Annotated in this window: 15 protein-coding genes; 1 reads left to right on the top strand and 14 read right to left on the bottom strand. The window is 50.8% G+C overall.

From position 1 onward, the window contains the following. Positions 1-26: 26 nt before the first annotated feature. From IV54_RS00260 to IV54_RS00230, 7 genes are all read right to left on the bottom strand, one after another. Positions 27-2972: a YhgE/Pip domain-containing protein gene (locus IV54_RS00260; RefSeq protein ID WP_237756633.1), complete on the bottom strand. Its 2946-nt coding sequence runs from the start codon at positions 2970-2972 to the stop codon at positions 27-29. Between the two features lie 397 nt (positions 2973-3369). Continuing rightward, on the bottom strand, positions 3370-4698 hold the full coding sequence (locus tag IV54_RS00255) for a D-alanyl-D-alanine carboxypeptidase family protein (protein WP_057877419.1): 1329 nt from the start codon (positions 4696-4698) through the stop codon (positions 3370-3372). Positions 4699-4751: 53 nt separating this feature from the next. After that, positions 4752-5927 (bottom strand): sensor histidine kinase, encoded by a 1176-nt coding sequence (locus tag IV54_RS00250; protein WP_057877418.1) that lies wholly within the window; start codon positions 5925-5927, stop codon positions 4752-4754. Positions 5928-5998: 71 nt separating this feature from the next. Further along, positions 5999-6688, bottom strand: a complete 690-nt coding sequence (gene croR, locus IV54_RS00245; RefSeq protein ID WP_057877417.1) for a response regulator transcription factor CroR — start codon at positions 6686-6688, stop codon at positions 5999-6001. Positions 6689-7573: 885 nt separating this feature from the next. Continuing rightward, positions 7574-8713 carry an IMP dehydrogenase gene (gene guaB, locus IV54_RS00240; protein ID WP_057877416.1) on the bottom strand — a complete coding sequence of 380 codons (1140 nt, stop codon included), beginning with the start codon at positions 8711-8713 and terminating at the stop codon, positions 7574-7576. A 145-nt stretch (positions 8714-8858) separates the two neighbouring features. Next, on the bottom strand, positions 8859-10505 hold the full coding sequence (locus IV54_RS00235; RefSeq protein WP_057877415.1) for a glycosyltransferase family protein: 1647 nt from the start codon (positions 10503-10505) through the stop codon (positions 8859-8861). 972 nt (positions 10506-11477) lie between these two features. Then, the gene (locus IV54_RS00230) at positions 11478-12098 is read right to left on the bottom strand and encodes a hypothetical protein (protein WP_057877414.1); all 621 of its coding nucleotides are present in this window, start codon (positions 12096-12098) and stop codon (positions 11478-11480) included. Positions 12099-12649: 551 nt separating this feature from the next. Between IV54_RS00230 and IV54_RS00225 the strand changes: the two genes are divergently transcribed. Beyond that, complete coding sequence (locus tag IV54_RS00225; protein ID WP_057877413.1) at positions 12650-13222, top strand: GNAT family N-acetyltransferase; 573 nt, start codon at positions 12650-12652, stop codon at positions 13220-13222. 215 nt (positions 13223-13437) lie between these two features. Here the strand turns inward: IV54_RS00225 and IV54_RS00220 are convergent, their stop codons facing one another. From IV54_RS00220 to rsmG, 7 genes are read right to left on the bottom strand one after another with little or no spacing between them, the layout of a single operon-like run. Beyond that, a complete protein-coding gene (locus IV54_RS00220; RefSeq protein WP_057877412.1) occupies positions 13438-14163 on the bottom strand; it encodes a DUF1129 family protein in 726 nt (241 codons plus the stop codon). A gap of 17 nt (positions 14164-14180) precedes the next feature. Continuing rightward, positions 14181-15281: a redox-regulated ATPase YchF gene (ychF, locus tag IV54_RS00215; protein ID WP_057877411.1), complete on the bottom strand. Its 1101-nt coding sequence runs from the start codon at positions 15279-15281 to the stop codon at positions 14181-14183. 5 nt (positions 15282-15286) lie between these two features. After that, positions 15287-15493, bottom strand: a complete 207-nt coding sequence (locus IV54_RS00210) for a DUF951 domain-containing protein (RefSeq protein ID WP_057877410.1) — start codon at positions 15491-15493, stop codon at positions 15287-15289. 18 nt (positions 15494-15511) lie between these two features. Next, positions 15512-16396, bottom strand: coding sequence for a ParB/RepB/Spo0J family partition protein (locus tag IV54_RS00205; RefSeq protein ID WP_057877409.1), 885 nt, complete (start codon positions 16394-16396; stop codon positions 15512-15514). Next, positions 16386-17153 carry a ParA family protein gene (locus IV54_RS00200; protein ID WP_057877408.1) on the bottom strand — a complete coding sequence of 256 codons (768 nt, stop codon included), beginning with the start codon at positions 17151-17153 and terminating at the stop codon, positions 16386-16388. Before IV54_RS00200 ends, IV54_RS00205 begins: the two co-directional genes overlap by 11 nt. A 13-nt stretch (positions 17154-17166) precedes the next feature. After that, positions 17167-17997 (bottom strand): nucleoid occlusion protein, encoded by an 831-nt coding sequence (gene noc / locus IV54_RS00195; RefSeq protein ID WP_057877407.1) that lies wholly within the window; start codon positions 17995-17997, stop codon positions 17167-17169. Between the two features lie 19 nt (positions 17998-18016). After that, positions 18017-18745: a 16S rRNA (guanine(527)-N(7))-methyltransferase RsmG gene (gene rsmG / locus IV54_RS00190; RefSeq protein WP_057877406.1), complete on the bottom strand. Its 729-nt coding sequence runs from the start codon at positions 18743-18745 to the stop codon at positions 18017-18019. Positions 18746-19532: the final 787 nt, after the last annotated feature.

The following is a 19532-nucleotide window of genomic DNA, read 5'->3' as shown; positions in this document are numbered from 1 at the left end:
TCACGTCGCTTCTCAGCGAGTCGTTATTAAGAATGACTATTTGTATTTGGGTCTTCGACCTCTTGGAGTTTTTGGTTATCGTCCAATTGGGAAACGCCCATTAAATGCTTCTTTTGAAGCCACCACATCGTTGGCCAGAGTAAGGCAACGGCACCTGCTGTGAACAACAGGAGGACCCAAGTTGCCAAACCAACCATGCCAGACATCCCTGAGGTAATCGCCTCACGGAAACCTAAGATGGAGTAAGTCATTGGTAAGAATGGGTGCACAACGTTGTAGAAGTGGTTCGTGACTTCCATTGGGAACGTCCCACCGGAACCCCCGAGTTGAAGCATCAGGAGAACCATGGCGATGAACCGTCCAGGGTTGTCCAGGAGCATCGACAGGAACATGACAATGAACATCGACGCCTCCGCAAACAAGACGGAAATCAGAATCATCTGCATTGGGTGATCAACGGATAAGCCAGCGAGCATCATCAGTGATGGTTCGATGACCCCCATTGCTAACCCTTCAACCGCACCAATTGACAGCTTGCTCAGGTACCAACCTGAAGCGGAACCGCCAGCCATGGAGACCTTCCGAATTGGGAAGGCAAAGTTGAAGACTAAGGCCCCAACATATAACGCCACGGAAAGCACGTAAGGTGCTAAGGCATGTCCATAGTTAGGCACGTAGCTGTAGCTTTCGTGCTTCAAATGAGTTGGTGCCGCAAACATATCGGCCGTCTTGCTGGTCAATGGTTGTGCGTTAATTTGGTCAGCCCCTGACTTCAGTGACTTGGCCAAAGTACCGGAACCCTTGCTGAGCTTCTTGGTTCCTTGCATCAGCTTGTTGCTGTTGGCATCCAGCTTAGCAGATCCGTCAGCCAGTTGGTTAACCCCACTGGTCAGCGTTGGAATCTTACCGTTTAAGGTTGATAACCCACTGCTGAGTTGACCAGCACCACTGTTTAATTTAGCAGAGTTGCCGTTCAATTGGGAAACCCCACTAGCAACTTGGCCAATACCAGAGTTGAGTGATGACGTCCCACTCGTGAGTTCAGACCCCTTCTTAGCTAACGTGTTGCTCCCGTCTAATAATTGGGAAACACCGGAAGTTAAGGCTGGGATATTGGAGTTAAGCGTGTTTAAACCAGTCGTTAACTGCTTAGAACCACCCAAGGCTGAGTTAACACCAGCCGTGTAAGTGTCTAAACCAGTTGATAACTGCTTAGCACCAGTGACCAATTGACCCAAGCTGTCTGAAGCTGTACCTAATTGAGAAATCAGGCCAGCCTTAGCTTGGAGCGTCGTTAATGCTCCAGCGACTGTAGCTAAATCTTCATTCGTTAAGCCAGAACCCTGCAATGCAGTTACAAGTCCTTGCATTGAAGAAACATATGGTGCCATTGCTCCAAGGCCATTCAATGCTGATGTCAAGGTAGTTTGGTAGGTACCCATAGTTTTAACATCGACTAGTAAGTCACCAACAGCTTTATTATAGGATGCATCACTTGTTGAAGTGGCCGAGCTTACCTTAGTACCTTGTATTTTTTCATTAGCATCTTGGGTTGCTGTCGCAACTTCTGCTGCTTCAGACTTCACGTCACTGCCAGCACTTGCAGCACTGGCCAAAGCAGCAGCTTTTGTGCTAGCGGAGGCAGCGGCTTCTTGCGCTTCTTTGAGAGCCGTTGCATTTGAATCAGTACCAGTAGTTGTTGAACTACTCTGTTCTGCCAATAATGTTCCCACAGTTGTAGCATCAGTTGCCATCTTATCCATATCATCTGATAATCCATTTAATGACGTAGGATCAATTGTTGACATAGCTTTCAACCCATTTTGAATTGTTCCCAATGTGGTCTGGTCTAACATGTTTGCAGTCTGAAGTTGTTCTAGCAAGTTATTCAACTTACTCAGCTTTGTCGGATCCTTCGTTAAATCGGACAGTGTCGTCAAACTAGGCCCTAATTGGTTCAAGAGCGTCTGCATTTGCGTCAACCCATCAGCGATCTGAGAAGATCCACTAGTCAATTGACTAGAGTTAGCATCCAGCTTCTTCAGTCCCTTAGTCAGCGAGTTACTCCCAGTCTTCAACTGCGTAACTCCACTAGCCAAAGGTCCAACCTTGCTGCTCATCTGACCTAAACCACTGTTGAGCTTGTAAACACCGTCAACGTAACTGTAGGTCCCACTGTTCAGCTTAGAAGCCCCAGCTTGTAAGGTTGGCATGTTGCTGTTTAACTTCGAGACACCGGCCGTGTACTGGCTGAGTCCAGAGGCTAAGGTTGCAGAGCCCGTGCTTAACTGTTGAATCCCGGTGGCCAATGGCGTCACGGAAGTCTTCATTTGTTGCAGACCATTGTTCAACGTCTTAACCCCGGTGGTGTACGTGTTTAACCCATCGGTCAACGTGACCGTCCCGTCCTTCAATTGGGCAGAACCCTTGGCAGCCTTCTTCATCCCTTGACCCACAGTGTAGATCTGCTTGAACGTCGCCTGTGCGTAGGCCTTCGTGACCTTGGCACGGATCTGACTGTCCAGCTTATCCGAACCAACTTCACTCATAACTTGCGCGATGTAGTTAGCGGAACCGTTGGTCTTGTACGTGAAGGTCATCTTCTTCGGATGCTTGTCCAGCGCCGTAGCGGCGTTAGACGAGAAGTTCTTGGGCAAGGTGATCACCGTGTAGTACTTGTGGTGCTTCAACCCATCTGCGGCGGTCTTGGCCGACACAAACTTCCAACCCAATTGCTTGTTCTTCTTTAAATTCGTTACCGTCTGATCCCCAACATTTAACTTCTGTCCTTGGTAGGTGACAGGCTTGTCTTGGTTTACCACCGCAACAGGTAGCTCGCCGGTTTCACCGTACGGGTCCCACACTGACTTTAGAAAGAAGATACAGTAGAGGAACGGAATGAACATAATGGCCAACACAGAAATCAGAATCAACCGGTTGTGCCGAATGTAATTCCATTCGCCTTTAATCATCTTCACTAGTTTCAACTCCCTTTTCCTTTAAAATTCCTCAAAATAATGGCTAATTATTATAGAACATAGTCGCACAATAACGCTTGACTTGTCAAAAATGCAACAGGCCATCGACAATCCCTCAGATCAGTGTTATCCCTTGCCACTACTGGCTTCTGAGGTTAATTCGGTCGACTAAAGAAAATGTTTCACAGAACCGACTCATCAGACTTTAACCTTAAAAAGTCTGTAATATCGGGATTTATCCGACCTGGTTTACTGAAAGCTAACACCCATTCCAGCGGAAAAGAAAGCTTTTTTTCATTCAATCTAACGCAACAAGTGTCGATTACCAACCCGAAAAAATCGCCCATCCCCGTAGGGATCGGCGAAAAACTTATCTCAGGATTAGCTGGGTTTAAAACAGTGAAACAATTGACCGCCAAATGCGGACAAAGATATTGGCCTTTTCAACGGCCTGGGTCACCTTCAGTGGCACCTTGGTCGTCTTGGTATTGCCCAAGAAGCCTAATTGGTCGCCCTTCATGGAAACATTAGCGGTCCCAATCGTGGCATCCTTCTTGACTGGGGCTTCCAGCGCCTTATTCTTTTCCAGCTTGGCCTTTAACTGTGGCTTAGCGGAAACGTTGCTGGCAACCTGGTCATTGCGGATCCAAAGCTTAACGTCCTGACCCAGAACCGTCTTGGCGGTCTTTTCCTTGGCGTCATTGGTCTTGATGCTCTTGGCACCCTTGATCTGGTCGCCGGCCTGGTAACTGACCGTCTTGAAGTTATTGTAGACGTAAGACATCATCTTCTGCGTCTGTTGGAAACGGGCAGGGTCAGTTTCGGACTTGTGGGAAGCGTGCAGCACCACCGTCACGATCCGGTTGCCATCATTATCGGAAGTCCCAGTAAAGTTGGCACCGGCGGCATCGGACGTCCCTGTCTTCAACCCATCAACGTGAAGCTTGCTGTAAGAAGCGGTCAGCCCCTTCAACATCCAATTCCAGTTGTCCATCTTCGTGGCATCCTGGGTGCCCTTCGCAAACCACAACTTATCAATCTTCGTGGTTTGGAGAACTTCGGGGTACTTGTTCAGTAAGGCCACAGCCAATTTAGCTTGATCGGCAGCGGACCATTCGTTTTCGGCAGAACCCGCCACGTTTGAGTAGCCCAAGTTACCGACTTGCTTGTTAGTTAACCCACAGGCATTGTAAATTTTAACGTTGGTCATGCCGAGCTTCTTGGCCTGTGCCTTCATCTGGGTGACAAAGGCGTGTGGTGAACCGGCAACGGCACTCGCGAGGGCTTCAACGGCCCCGTTAGCCGAGTAAATCAGGGAAGCCTGGTACAACGACTTGACCGTGTAGCTGTGGCCGGCCCGCAGTGGCACGTTGGATAAGTTGGTATCCTTGGCGACCTTTGCCACGTCCTTGCTGACGGTGATCTTTTTGTCCCACTTTAATTTGCCACTGTGAATCGCCTGGAGCACCAGGTAAATTGACAACAACTTGGTCATCGAAGCGACTGGTAAGGCCTTATCACTATTCTTGTCGTATAAAATCTGACCCGTCTTGGCGTCGACCGCAATCCCGGCCTTCGCCTGTAGGTTCACCGTGCTGGTCGAACTGGTTGCCGCTTGTGCCACAACCGGTGCGCTGGCACCCAAACCACTTAACCCACCGGTAACCAGCGTCACCGCCGTCACCAGTCCAATCAAAACTTGCCGTAACTGTTTCTTCATGAGATTTAAAACTCCTCTTATCTTATGTAGTGTCGGCAATGCCGACGCTGATGCTATTTTGTCTTTTCTGCTGTGCGTAACCGTTCAGGAATGGCCAACGGGTGGTCATGCTTGACGGGTAAGTGAATCACGAAACTGGTCAGATGGTCATCCGACTCCACGTAAATGTAGCCGCCGTGAAGCGCCACAATACTCTGGGCAATGGCCAAACCTAACCCGGTTCCGCCGGTCTCCTTGGAACGCGACTCCTCGACACGGTAGAACCGCTCGAAGATGAGGGCCAGGGATGCCTTAGGAATCTTCGGACCGTCGTTGGTGACGCGGACTTCCAATTCGTCGGGCGAGACTTGTTTGGCAATCAAATTAATCTCACTACCGCCATTCCCATATTTCAGAGCATTGGATACCAGATTATTGAAGACCCGCACCAATTTCTCGGGGTCGGCCTCCATCATCAGGCTGGCCGGTGTGCTCGACGCGCCCACCGTCATGGCTTTCTTCTGCCCTTCCAGCTCGAAGCTGGCGGCCAGTTGTTCCAACATGGCGGCTAAGTCAATCTTGGTAATACTGAGCGGCGTATCGGTCTGGCGGACCTTGGTGTACTCGAAGAGGTCATCCACCAGAGATTTCATCTGTTTAGACTTCAAAAACGCCGTGTGCGTGTACTTGAGGAGGTCTTCCTCACTGTGATACTGCTGGTCCTCGATGAGCCCCAGATAGCCGATAATCGACGTTAACGGCGTCCGGATATCGTGGCTCACGTTGGTAATCAGTTCATCTTTAGACTTCTCAATCGCCCGCTCTTCATTCATCGAGCTGATCACGGAATCCACCAGGGCATTCACGGAATCCACAACGCGTTGAACGTCACCACTCACGCGAAAGGGAATCCGGTGGTCAAAGTGGCCGTTGGCAATGTAATGGAGCTCGCCAATGATGTGGCGCAACTGCATCTGGCGGTAACGCCGAATCAGGCGCCACCACACAACCAACGCGTCCGCAATCAACATCAACCCGATAAACAGGTTCTCCCAACTCCATAACTGAAAATTGTTGGGGCCAAACATCACGGAACGTTTAATAATGAAGATCCCGTCTCGCAGACCTGGATTACTCTCGATGGCCTGGATGATGAGCACCAGCAATGCCAGGTTCAGCATCAACAGGAGAATCACGGTGACGACACCTTCCATGAAGAGCGCACTCTTCTCCCGGGTGGTTAGCTTCATGGTCTAGCCTCCCCGTGTCCCGATAAACGGTAATTTTTAAACTGTAACATGGTCATCCTCGATCTTCTTGATTAGTGTGACTCGATCTTGTAGCCGACACCCCAAACGGTTTGAATGACCTTCTCACCATTCGTAGCATCCTCAATCTTATCGCGCAAGTGGCTCACGTGCACCATGACGGTCTTGGCCGACACGATACTCTCTTGACGCCAAACGCGTTCGAAAATCTCGTCGGCTGAGAAGACCCGGTTGGGGTGACTGGCCAACAGGTACAAGATCCCAAATTCAAGCGCAGTCAAGGAGATCGTCTTACCGGCAATCGTCTTGACTTCGTGAGAATCCTTGTTGATCGTCAACGTCCCGATATCCAAGATATCCGGGGCATCGTCGGTCACTTGGTCTTGGCTCCGCCGCAACAGCGACTTCACTCGGGCCATGACTTCTAAGGGGTTAAATGGCTTGGTAACATAATCGTCCGCCCCCGTGATTAGCCCTTGAATTTTGTCCATGTCACCGGTCTTAGCCGAAAGGAGCAGAATTGGAATCTGCGAGTCCTTCCGCACTTCCTTAACAACTTCAATCCCACTCATTTCAGGCATCATGATATCCAGAATCATCAAGGCGATGTCTGGCGTTGTGTGAAGCTTGGTCAGCGCTTCCTTGCCGTTGTATGCGGTCAGAGGTTCGTAGCCTTCATTTTTAATGTAGATTTCGAGTAATTGTGCAATTTCTTTATCATCATCGACAACTAAAATTTTCATATTCGGTTTATTCTCCTTTAACAGCTAGGTTAGGTCACTAGCGGTCTGCCCCCAAGGGTACTTTACTTCTATTCTAGCAAATTTCTCCTGCGAGGCGACGTCAAAACCCGAACCTTTAGTCGGGCGTAAGGCACTTAACCATTCCTTAATCTTACACTATTTACCGGCCCTCCGCCAACCTGTTGTTTAAGCCCTCGATAAGTCTTTTCAAGCTAGTGGCCCGCAGGGACGCTTAGATTCTTTCCAAGCCCGAAGGGTGCTTTGAGTTTTAAATCGGCAACGTTAGTCGATGACCCCGCAACCTCCCGGCTGACAGGGACTGGAACGGGGTGGGCACGACTTGAAGCCTTTCAAAGCTCGAAAGTCTACAAGCTCGGCCTTAGTCTAGGCCGGAAAGACCACCCAGCCAAGACTAACGACACACCTGAGCCCTGTCAGCCGAGAGGTTGCGCAACACGGAGCGTTATGGAGACTCTGGTGGTCTGGCTTCGAAGTCTCAAGTTGTCGTGTCCAAGTATCCTTTGCATTACCCATCCCCAGAAAAACCAATTCCTCAACAACATGACGAAATCACCCAGCTTCCTCAAATAGGTTTACGAGCTCCGATCTCCCAGCGAGCTTCGCCTTCAAAGACCAGCTCTAGCCCCAGGTGGCCAAGGGTGGAGTCCCGTGTCGAGGCTGTTTGGTCGGTGGATTTCCGGCCCTACAGCCTGGGACGACTTTAAGACTCACGCTTTTGGTGAGGCTTAAAGCGAGGGTGAAGACCGCCTTTCAGGCTTTACCCGTGCCCCACAGGACGGAACCCTTGGCCACCTGCGGCGGCCCAATCTTCATCCAAAAGAAAAGGAACCAGCTCAACAAGTGAACTGATTCCCATAAAACAAGTTATTTGTAGTTAGGTGCTGCCTTGGTAATTTGCACATCGTGTGGGTGAGATTCGATCAACCCAGCGTTGGAAATCCGAACAAACTGGGCGTTGTCAATCAAGCTTTGGATGTTGGCACTACCGGTGTAGCCCATCCCAGAACGGAGGCCACCGACCATTTGGAAGATGATGTCGTTGACGCTCCCCTTGTATTCAACTCGAGCTTCGATGCCTTCGGGAACCAATTTGTTAGCTTCGTTGACGCCGCCTTGGAAGTAGCGGTCGGCGGAACCATGGGACATTGAAGCCAGACTACCCATCCCGCGGTAGGTCTTGTACTTCTTACCATTGTCTTCGATGACGTCGCCAGGGGCTTCGTCTGTCCCGGAGAACATGGACCCAAACATTACGGCGTTCCCACCAGCGGCGAGGGCCTTGACGATATCGCCAGAGTACTTCATCCCCCCGTCGGCAATGATTGGCTTACCGAATTCACGTGCAACCGAAGCGGCATCGTAAATGGCGGTAATTTGAGGAACCCCAACACCGGCAACAACCCGAGTCGTGCAGATGGAACCAGGGCCGATACCCACTTTAACGACATCAACACCGGCTTCGAACAAGGCCCGGGTACCTTCACCCGTGGCAACGTTCCCGGCAATCAACGTAGCATCTGGCAATTGCTGGCGGATTTCTGCAACCTTGCGCAACACACCGGCAGAGTGGCCGTGTGCCGTGTCAATGATAATGGCGTCAGCACCGGCATTCAACAGCGCCGTGGCGCGGTCAAAGGTGTCGGAAGTGACCCCAACGGCTGCGGCCACCAACAAGTGATTGTTGGCGTCAACGGCGGCATTCGGGTACTTAGCGGCATCGTTTTCGATGGCTTTCACGTCGGCCACCATCTTGGCTTGGTCCGTCGCGCTCATGTTCTTGTGGATGACCCCAAGGCCCCCATTTTGCGCCATAGCCGTGGCCATCTTGGTCTCGGTGACGGTATCCATCGAGGCACTGATAAATGGAACGTTCAACTTTAGATTTGGCGCTAATTGGACACTTAGGTCGACTTCATTCGGCAATACATGACTTTCTGCGGGTATTAACAAAACATCATCAAACGTGATTCCTTCTTTAGCAAACTTCGTGTCCCAATTAGACATAGTTGATATCGCTCCTCTTTAATTTAGTCTCAGGCTCGGTTAGGAATCCTGGGAGATATTGTTTCTAAATTTACCAGTCTAGGTCACTCAGGTCAAGGACTCTCATTGAACTATCATAGTTCTCTTTGCGTCTCCTGTTAAATGCCTACCGGCGTTTGAACAGCCAATAGGTTTCGTTCACCCCTTCAAAGATCTGGGAATGCTGGGCCACGGGCCGGTATCGTTTGAGGAGCATCTTAGACATCTTGGCCGTGCCGGGATTCAAATCACCACTGCTGATCCGACCGGCCACGCCAGGCCACTGTTTAACGGTCTTGCCTACTGGCGTATTCAACACGACCCACTCGACGTCTTTATCGCGAATAACGGCCTGTTGCGACGCCAATATCTGGGGCGCCGCACTCTGCGAAATGTTGTAATTCTGGAAGTAGTAGGTGTTCGGCACCGCGCCGGACGCCGTATAGAAACCCATGTCAATCGACCCGTAGTTCAACATAGTCAGCTTGGTATCGGCCGGCGTCTCCGTTCGCATCAAGTGGCCAAAGACCACCTGAGCGGGCTGTTGCGGCCGGGTCGTCGCAGCCTCGGTAATCGCCGAATTATTCGGGAAAACCTTCGAGTTCGTCACATTGTTATTAACCCCCAGCACCAGTAGGAGGCTAAAGACCAACGTCGCCAGAATCGGAAACGGCGCATCCCCCGTCGGCAAAGGCACCCGTTTAAACGCCCACTGACACAGGTAAACGAAGGGCAGAATGAAGAACGCAAAATAAATCAATTGATAATACTGATAAACGGCGTTGGCCTGGTAGCCATAGAGGGCAAACAGATCGGCACCTAAATTGGTTAATAGATAAGTCCCCCGCATGAATGGATCGTGGAAGATGGCCGGTTGAAACATCACGACCAACGTCCCGATAATGCCTAAGCCAAAGAAAATCACGTTACTCAGATAGAATTGCGAAACCAATGTCGTGGACTGAACCAGGTTGGCAAAGAAGGCCACCGATGAAGTCAGGTAGACGTGGGTATTGAACAATACATAAACGTTGATGAACGCCCCCAACGACCCGGTCGCCAGGAAGTAAATCAGCCAAGGCAACGTGGTGGCAAGAAAACCAATCGCACTCCACGCCACCAGCTTGCCCAGCTCCCGCCACCGCTTAGTCACGACGAGCCGGCCCATCAACAGGAGGTAGAAGACGATCCACGCTCCTAGCAGGGTATATTTTGACAGCAGAACCACCCCAACGATGGCCCCCTGTGCGGCATACCCACCGCGGCTCCCATTTAGCTGGTTCCGGTCGAGCTTAACCATGAAGTAAACCAACGATATCAGTAGCGGCAACGTGAAGAATTCCACCGTATCCCCGTAATCATAGTAGGGGTGGTACAGCAACAGGCTCGGTACCAGGATCCCCGTCAATAGAGCTGGGAGTGCCGGGGTTCCCAACAAACCTGCCAACCGGTAGACCAGAAACATCGCGGCGACTAGCGTGATAATTTCGACAATAAAGATTAATAAGAAACTTCGTGACGACACCAGATAAGCCAACCCGTGCAACAGGTAAACATAGGGGCCCTTCTGTTCGAAGATGTCCTTGTAGGGCACGATGCCATGCATCATGGCCTTCCCCACCGTGAAGAAGGCATTGTTGTCGGGTGAGGTGTCGAAATAAAAGGCCGGTGAGGTATAGGAACAGAAGGTCATGATAAAGGCCCCAATCACCGTAAATAGCCCCAGTACCTGCAGATTACGCTCGTGAAGTTTGTCTCTGAACCACTTAATCATGAGTCCTCTCCCCTATCTCTTCTCTGTTGCGTTGTTGCAGTGAAATATCAAATAAAGTTGGTGCTAAACGATCTGGTTGCAGAAATCCTCGCCTTCCGGGAGGTTCCGTACATGCTGGAACGTAGTGGACACGGTTTTGAGCCAAGGGACGTCTCAAAAGCCGGTCTTCTCGTAAACCGAGTGAGAAACCTCGGCCAACGAGAACGACACCACTGAGCATGTACGGAACCTCCCTCCAGGCCTAATACTAGCCACTCTGGAAACAGAGGAGGTCTGGCAACACTCCAATTGTTCCCGTTTTTCCCGTCAAGTAATTATCGGGATCAAGGTTGTCGGCAGTGATCAATTGACGGGTAGGTACGCATCAACGAGAAGTCATAGACTATCACGTTATTTACAACGTCGTTAATATTGTAAAATCCAACGAAAACCTCACGCGTCTTGAATAACGGTCACGCCACACCACAGCGGTAACGGTCATCCCCTGTCTCTTGTCGCCAGTCCCACCCAGTAAACTTGATGACCAATCTCAGCCGGAGGGCGTCAGCTAGGGGGCTCAGTGATGACGTTGTTGTTAGCGGGGTGCCACTCCCCGGTTACAACAAGGCCGAGCTTGTAGACTTTCGCTTTTTGAAAGGCTTCAAGTCGTGCCCACCACGTTCCAGCCCCCTAGCTGACGCCCGTGAGGCGCGGCTTTAAACGCCCTTAACCATCATCAAAGCTACATGGACTTAGGGCGTAGAGGTCAAAAAAAGAGACCGTAGCCGACACCACGGTCTCTCCAAACACAGGAGGTAGTTTTCCGGTCTCAATCCCCGTCGCCACCCTCCTGTGGCGTGTGCTCGCTAACTCGAGCACAACGGGTGTCTTCAGGTTACCGCCAAACCACACCCAGCCAACGATTGACCTAGGCGTCTAGCTCAGCTTAACGGCCCCCTCGGACCACTCGACTAAATACCCCGCGTCACAATCTTATTTGTAAAGAACGTAACGAACGGTGTATGGACGATAGCCCTTTTCGTGGACAGTGAAGGTGAAGTACTTGCCGCCCTTGCGGAGATCCCGTGCTTCACGCTTTGAGAGTTTGATTTCAAAACGACCGTCATGACGAACTCTGAAGCGTTCGATCTCGCGACCTCTGCGGTTACGAAGAACGACTTCAGCACCCTTCCGGCCCTTCTTGAACTTGATGATGCGTTCACCATCGTAGTAGTGGTCGTGTCCCCGCATCTTAGCTTCGGCACTCATAATCTTCTTCATGTCAACGTGGTGACGTGCGAAGAAATGTGGCCACCGGAACCAAACGTGTGTCACTTCACCAGTAGAACTCGTGGCACTGGAAGTTGCGTCACTTGAAGCCGCCGCAGCCGATACCGAGTCACTTGGCCCGGACTCCGCGGAGCTTGCATCGCTCGACCCAGCTTCACTAGATCCCGTTGCTGGCGTCACAGCACTCGCAGTGGTTGCCGACCCACTACCACTACCGCTATCCGCATCAGCACTACTCCCGTCAGCGTTCGCAGTGGTTGCAATCGCACCAGCGGCACCTAAGGTCGCAACTAACCCTAAGACATACCCCATGATTTTCTTCATAATAAATCCTCCCCACGAAATGAAGTTATCAGAGTGGTCATTTGCTTGGCTACTCGAGTGCATGATAGGGCCAAATGGATGCAGCAACAAGGGTATTTTTTAGCCACTTTATCCCAAAATAAAATCAGCGGGTAACGCTGCTAAACGGGCAATTTGCGCCCCTTGGTAATGATTTATGTAAGAATACAATTTTGCATAACGTTAATTTATAAAAAATAGTATTTACCATATTCTTAAATTCTAAAATCATTAGTTAACAATAAATATCAGTCAATGACTAGACATGATAAACTTAACATTTTGACGAGAGAAACCTCTTAGTAGCCGTCGTTCATTTGTGCTATGCTTACGACAGTTCAATCACGCTTCAAAGGGGAGGAACCAACCATGTCTACAATTGACGGCCATAAGAAACCATTGAGCCTTACACCAAGTGAAAAGCTAATACTCACCAGACGAATTAATGGCAACCTAACCTCACAACGCAAATCGGAACTGTTGCGGTCCAAGCAACGACTTCAGTCACTACCGACGCTGAAGGTGTTTCATTAGTGGGAAAAGCGGGCTTATATCCCATCTCAGATTTGATTGATAGATCATGTTTAACTACTTTTGATTGTGTGCCACCTACTTGTTCCACTAAATCCGCACTTAATGATTATACGAGTATCAACCAATTTTTAGTAAACGAGGCCTATGACTTTGATATTGGAAATCTAGCTAAAACTTTCGTCTATCTCCAAGATAACGTCGTTGTAGGGTTCTTTACAACATTAGCAAGTTTGACTACCATCAAGAACACTTATCGAAAAGAAAAAAAGATCATCACAAACGGCGCGTCAAACTACCCTGTCATTGATATCGTTTACTTTGCTATCGATAAGCATTATCAAAGAAGACAACTGGGTAGTGCCTTGATGAAGGCTTTGTTAACGATGCTCTATGAAAATGTGATCACGCACACTGGTGTTGCTTTAGTCACTGTTCAAGCACTAGAAACTGCCGTCCCCTTTTATACCCAAAATTTTAGTTTCGAAAGACACGCCTCCAGAAATCCTAGAGGTCAACAAGAAATGGCATTGACGATCCCTGAAATTGCACAACTGATTGATGCAAATCTATAATTATTTTGGCGCCATGTATCCATCTTCATTAAGCACAATCACACATTATCTCCAACTGACCCTGCCTGCTGTTAAGCAAGTAGGGTCAGTTTTTATACCTCAAGTCATTGTCATGCTGGATCTAAGGCATAGGCCGGAGACGTCGCGCTTACAATCCAGTATGAAAACAAAAATGCCATCCCCGAAAGGATGGCATTTCAAATTCAAACTTAAATTTAGCCCAGTAACCCGCCGCGAATGTTGTAACGACGACGCATCCAGAGCATGATAGCGATGGAAATAAGTCCCAGAGCGATACTTGGCTTTGGTTGGAGAACTGGGTTGATCACTGGTGGTAAGAGTTGGGCTGAGAAGAACAGCACCATCCACACAACGAAGACCAGGACAACCAGTAAGGTCCGCATCCAGCCATTGTAACGGTGCTTGATCTTCGGATCGAAGACCCGCGGCATCACTGGCAGGGCGAATCCGGCAACCAGGGCACTGACCGTAATGGCCGTAATCCCAACGGGTTGACTCGTCGTCATCATCTTTGGTGAGAAGAAGTAGATCAGCCCGAACATCAGGTTAAAGATCATGAAGAACGTCAAGGCGTTGTAGATCATATTTGGCCAGTAGTCGGGACCCCCAAAGAGGGAGGTTGGCTTCTGTGGCCCCTCGACCACGAGTTTTACCCGCGCGTCGATATCCCCATAAGTATTCTTACCGGTCTTCCCAGACTTTTGGCCTTCAATCAACTCGTTAACCATGGCTTGCACGGCCTCAGACTTGCGTTCTGGGGTCAACTTGGTCCTTTCCAAGGCCTTGTTGAAGCGGTACATGTATTCGGCGTTACGCTTGGTCAACCCGAGGTTGTCAAACGCTGCCCGTTCGTTGACCGCAACATTATTGCGGTTCTGACGAACGCCCGCATTACGCGGAGTTTGCTTGTTATCACTCATCTAATCTCTGTTCCCTTCTAAACGTTGAATCGGAATTCGACGATGTCGCCGTCTTCCATCACGTAGTCTTTCCCTTCGACCCGCAGCTTACCGGCTTCCTTGACGGCAGCTTCGGTTTCGAGCTTATCCAAATCATCAAATGCCATAACTTCAGCGCGGATAAATCCACGTTCAAAGTCAGAGTGAATGATGCCGGCGGCTTGAGGGGCCTTAGTGCCGCTTCTGTACGTCCAGGCACGGGTTTCCTTACCACCAGCCGTAAAGAACGTTTCCAGGCCTAAGAGGTGATATGAGGCCCGAATTAAGCGATTCAATCCGGGTTCTTCCACACCCTCGGCTTCGAGGAAGTCCTGCTTTTCGTCATCGTCCAATTGAGCGATTTCTTCTTCGGCTTCGGCGGCCACGGCAATGGCCTCGGCGCCTTCCTTGGCGGCGTAGTCCTTGATCAGACCGAAGTACTTGGAGTCTTCGGGATCGGCCATGTCGTCTTCGGCAATGTTAGCCACGTAGAGAACGGGCTTTGAGGTTAACAGGAAGAGGCCCTTCACAATCTTGGTTTCTTCCTCGTCAAAGTCAATCGTCCGGACGGCCCCACCGGCTTCGAGGACGGGTTGAATCTTTTGTAGCACGGCCAATTCAGCCTTAGCTTCCTTGTCGCTTCCCTTAGCCGCACGTTCAACCTTGGCTAACCGCTTGTTAACGGCATCCAGGTCGGACAGGCCTAATTCCAAGTTGATCGTTTCGATATCATCGATTGGGTCGATCTTCCCGGAAACGTGGGTGATGTTGTCGTCGTCAAAGGTGCGGACAACGTGAACGATAGCGTCCACTTGGCGAATGTTTTCCAGGAACTTGTTTCCCAGACCTTCACCCTTGCTGGCACCCTTGACGATCCCGGCGATGTCGGTAAATTCAAACGTCGTTGGGACGACCTTCTTGGCTGGAATCAATTCTTGAATCCGGTCCAAACGCTTATCAGGAACTTCCACCATCCCCACGTTCGGATCGATCGTGGCGAAGGGGTAGTTGGCCATTTCGGCCCCCGCCTTGGTAATCGCGTTAAATAAAGTTGACTTCCCGACGTTCGGCAGGCCAACGATTCCTGCAGTTAATGACATAGCAATTATTCACTCTTTCCATTCTCGGCGTCGGCTTTACGAACCAATACCTTTTTTAGTTTCTTTTCAAATTCACGCCGTGACAACATCACCACGTGACCACAATTGGTGCACTTGATCTTAATATCCGCGCCCATTCGGGTAATCTCCCAGCGGTTGGTGCCGCATGGGTGGGGTTTCTTCATTTCTACCAAATCACCTAAATCGTACATGGTCATGCCTCCCATGAGTTAGTCCTGGTGGATATTCAGCAGGTCTAAGATGCGGTTCAGATCGTCATTGGAAAGATAGTCAATCTCAATCTTTCCTTGCTGATCCTTGCCGGCAGTCTCGTTAATCGTAACCTGCGTGCCAAAGTGTTCCTGGAGTTGATTCTCCGTGGAGCGCAGGAATGGCGACTTCTTCTTGGCCGGCTTCTTGGCGAGCTTCTTCGCCGCACCATTCAGCTTACCAACTTCGGCCTCCAAGGCTCGCACGGTCATCCCCTCACTCACGGCGCGCTTAGCTAACGCCACGAGCTTGGTCTTATCCTTCAAGGATAACAGCGTCCGGGCTTGTCCCATGGACAGGTCGTTCTTCTGTAACATATCCTTCACGGCCTTAGGCAGTCCCAGTAACCGCAAGTAGTTGGCGATGTATGGCCGACTCTTGCCGAGACGTTCGGAGACTTGCGCCTGCGTCAAGGTGAGCTTGGTCATCAACGTATCGTAGGCTTTGGCTTCTTCCAATGGGGTTAAATCCTCGCGTTGGAGGTTTTCCAACACGGCGATCTCCATCATTTGTTCCTCGGTCACGTCACGGATAATCCCGGGAATCGTGGTCTTGCCGGCTAAATTAGACGCTCTGAACCGACGTTCACCGGCCAAAATCTCGTAACGGTTGACCCGTTTGTCTGGTTGCCGAACAATGATTGGTTGGAAGACCCCGGTCTTTTCGATCGAGGCGGCCAGATCATCTAAGCCCTTCTTGTCGAACTTCTGGCGGGGTTGGTACGGGTTAGGTCGGATATCGGCCAACGTCAGATCAACCACCGTTTCTTCGCCGGCGTCGACGCCATTTTCGGCAAATAACGCGTCAATTCCGCGGCCTAAACTTTTCTCTTTCTTACTTGCCATGGGCTGCTAGCACTTCCTTTGCGAGTTCAGTGTATACTTCGGCACCTTTCGATTTTGGCGCATAATCAATGATTGGCATCCCATGACTCGGTGCCTCCGCTAACTGGACGTTACGCGGAATAATTGTGGCGTAAACCTTGTTTTGGAAATACTTTTTAACTTCTTCGTTAACCTGTTTCCCGAGATTGGTCCGGGCGTCGTACAGGGTTAATAAGACCCCTTCGATCTTCAGGTCGCGGTTAAAGTGCTTTTGAACCAACTTCACCGTATTTAACAGTTGGGTCAGTCCTTCCAACGCGTAGTACTCACTTTGAACCGGAATCAAAATGGAGTTCGCCGCGGTAAAGGCGTTGATCGTCAAAAGCCCTAACGAAGGGGGACAGTCGATGAGGATATAGTCATACTCATCCTTAATCTCATCGAGCGCCGCTTTTAACCGGGTTTCCCGTGCCATCATTGGCGTTAATTCAATTTCCGCACCGGAAAGCTGGATGGTTGCGGGCACGATATCCAGTCCCTCATGTTCCGTATGGAGAATGGCGTCTTGAATCGGCGTTTCATTTACCAAAACATCGTAGACTTCACGTTCAATGGTTGCCTTTTGAATGCCGACCCCACTGGTCGCATTCCCTTGGGCATCGGTATCCACCAGGAGGACGTGTTGACCGGCCGAAGCCAGCGCTGCGCCCAGGTTAACCCCGGTGGTGGTCTTGCCTACGCCACCCTTTTGATTGGCTAATGCGATGATATAGCCCATATGTCGTTCACCTCTAGCTTTCTTTTGGAATGTCAATGATGATGCGGTAACCGTCTGGTGTTTCTTCTTCCTTAGTCGTCAGCGTCATGCCGGCGTCCTGGACCATCTTCACCGAGTGACGAATCGTGTTGACCGCCACGCGGGTGTCCTTGGAGACACTGTGCTTGGTCACCTTGCGCCGCCGTTTGGGCTGTTTGCGTTTGGTAATCAGCGCCTCGGTCTCCTTGACCGTCAACTTGTCGGCAATGATCTGCCCCAACAGCTCGACCTGACCGGCATCGTCCAAGGCCAGTAAGGCCCGGCCGTGTCGTTCGGTGATCTGGCGGTTCAAGATGGCCTCACGTACGGGTTCGGCCAGCTTCAAGAGTCGTAACTTGTTGGCCACGAACCCCTGACTCTTGCCGATACCCTCGGCCAACTGCGACTGCGTCATGTGATTGAGCGCCATCAACTGTTGGTAGGCGTGCGCCTCTTCAATGGCGGAAAGTTCCTCCCGTTGGAGGTTTTCAATCAGCGCCATGGACGCCGTCTCGTCGTCACTCATCTCTTCAACGATGGCGGGAACGGTCTCCCATTTCAGTTGGTTAATCGCTCTGAACCGCCGCTCACCGGCGATGATCTCGTAATGGTCGGCCTCAAATTGGCGAATCACAATGGGCTGTAAGAGTCCATGTTCCTCGATGGTTTGTGCTAATTCGGTAATCGCGGTGGCGTCGAACCGTTGCCGCGGTTGAAACCGGTTGGGAATGATTTGGGCAACCGGGATCATTACCACGTTTTGTTTCACGGGATGTGTCGGCTGAACCGCCTTCTCCCGATTATTTCCAAATAATGAAAATGGCAATTATCTTACCCCCATCCCATTAATCTTCTAACGGTTCCTTATTGGGCGTCCCCGCCTTACGCGGATAACGCTTTGGTGTGTGCCGAACCTTGTCGATAACCACGATGTGGCGTTGGTCGCCACTCACAGGCAGTGAGAAGGCCTCATCGGCCGCCAGCTTGCCCCCGAGAGTCGCAATGGCTGTCTGGCTCATAGCGAGTTCATCCTCGGTCTGGGCCGCCTTCAAGGCCACGAATTGGCCCCCGACCTTAACGAGTGGTAAACACAATTCGCTAAGGACCGACATCCGAGCCACGGCGCGGGCCAACACGAGGTCGAAGCCTTCGCGATTAGCGGCCCGCTTGCCGCCGAATTCCTCGGCACGGGCATGATGAAAGGCCACGCCGGTCAAGTTGAGCTTGGCGGCGAGTTCATTTAAGAACGTGATTCGCTTGTTCAACGAGTCCACGATCGTCACCTGGAGCTGTGGGAACATGATCTTCAAAGGCAGTGACGGGAATCCGGCACCTGCCCCGACATCACAGACCGTTAACGGTTCCGTGCGCATCGCGTCCACGTAAAAAGCGGGGGTCAGTGAGTCGTAAAAATGTTTCAGGTAGACGTCTGGCTCCGCGGTAATCGTGGTTAAGTTTACGTGTTCGTTGGTCGCAACTAAGAACTCATAGTAGGTCGCAAATTGCTGTTCCTGTGTTGCGGTTAAATCAATGCCTTGCGCTGCTAACGCGGCACGAAACTCTTCTGGATTCATACGTTAATCTCCCAGTTCACTTCTGTGAAACAAGATTGTTTCACGCTTGGTTATACTTTACCTTACTTACTGGCGAAACGCAACTCGTGACCCCACGAACTGGCGGGGTTTTCCGCGGCGTTTCGCTCACACGTCGATACCTATTATACCGAAAATTAGGCTCACATGAAACGCCTATTCCTGAGGAAAACTAACGGAGGGGTGATTCCCGCCTTGCCACTGGGAATCACCCCTCCAAAATTTGTTTTTATGGTCTTGATTTGTCTTTGAGTTCAAGGTCCTGAGGATTGCCCCGGCGGGGCCTTCCGGGTGGTTCTGAGGAGGCTGGAACGCCATGGGCACGTCGGGAAGCCAAAGAGCGGTCTCCCCGAGCGGCCTTATTGTAACCGGAGAAAACCACTCCGCTAACAATAACGACACGGCTGAGCCTCCTCAGAACCACCCTCCAGGCTTTCCCTTAGCCATTGCCGCATCGATCACGCCAAATTTTTCTGGAAGTAACGGTGGTGAGAATTCCGAAATGTGCCTCGCCAATTCATCAACCCATTCTGACTGGTGAACGACGACTCATCCCCCGTAACCTGGGACCATGCGTCACGTCGTCATGACAACCACTACTCTCAGCCGGAGGTGACCGGGGGTGGAATCCTGTGTCGAGTTTCTTAGGCCGGTGAACTGCCGGTCTTAGAAACTGGGACGACTTCAAGATCCACGGGTTGTGTGGGGCTTGAAGCGAGGCCGAAGACCGCCCCTCAGGCTTCGGACGGGCCCCACAGGACGGAACCCC

The organism is Levilactobacillus paucivorans (assembly GCF_001437125.1).
Taxonomy (GTDB): domain Bacteria; phylum Bacillota; class Bacilli; order Lactobacillales; family Lactobacillaceae; genus Levilactobacillus; species Levilactobacillus paucivorans.
Note: the sequence above shows the minus strand (reverse complement) of the source record. Positions and strands in the feature narration are given on the sequence as shown.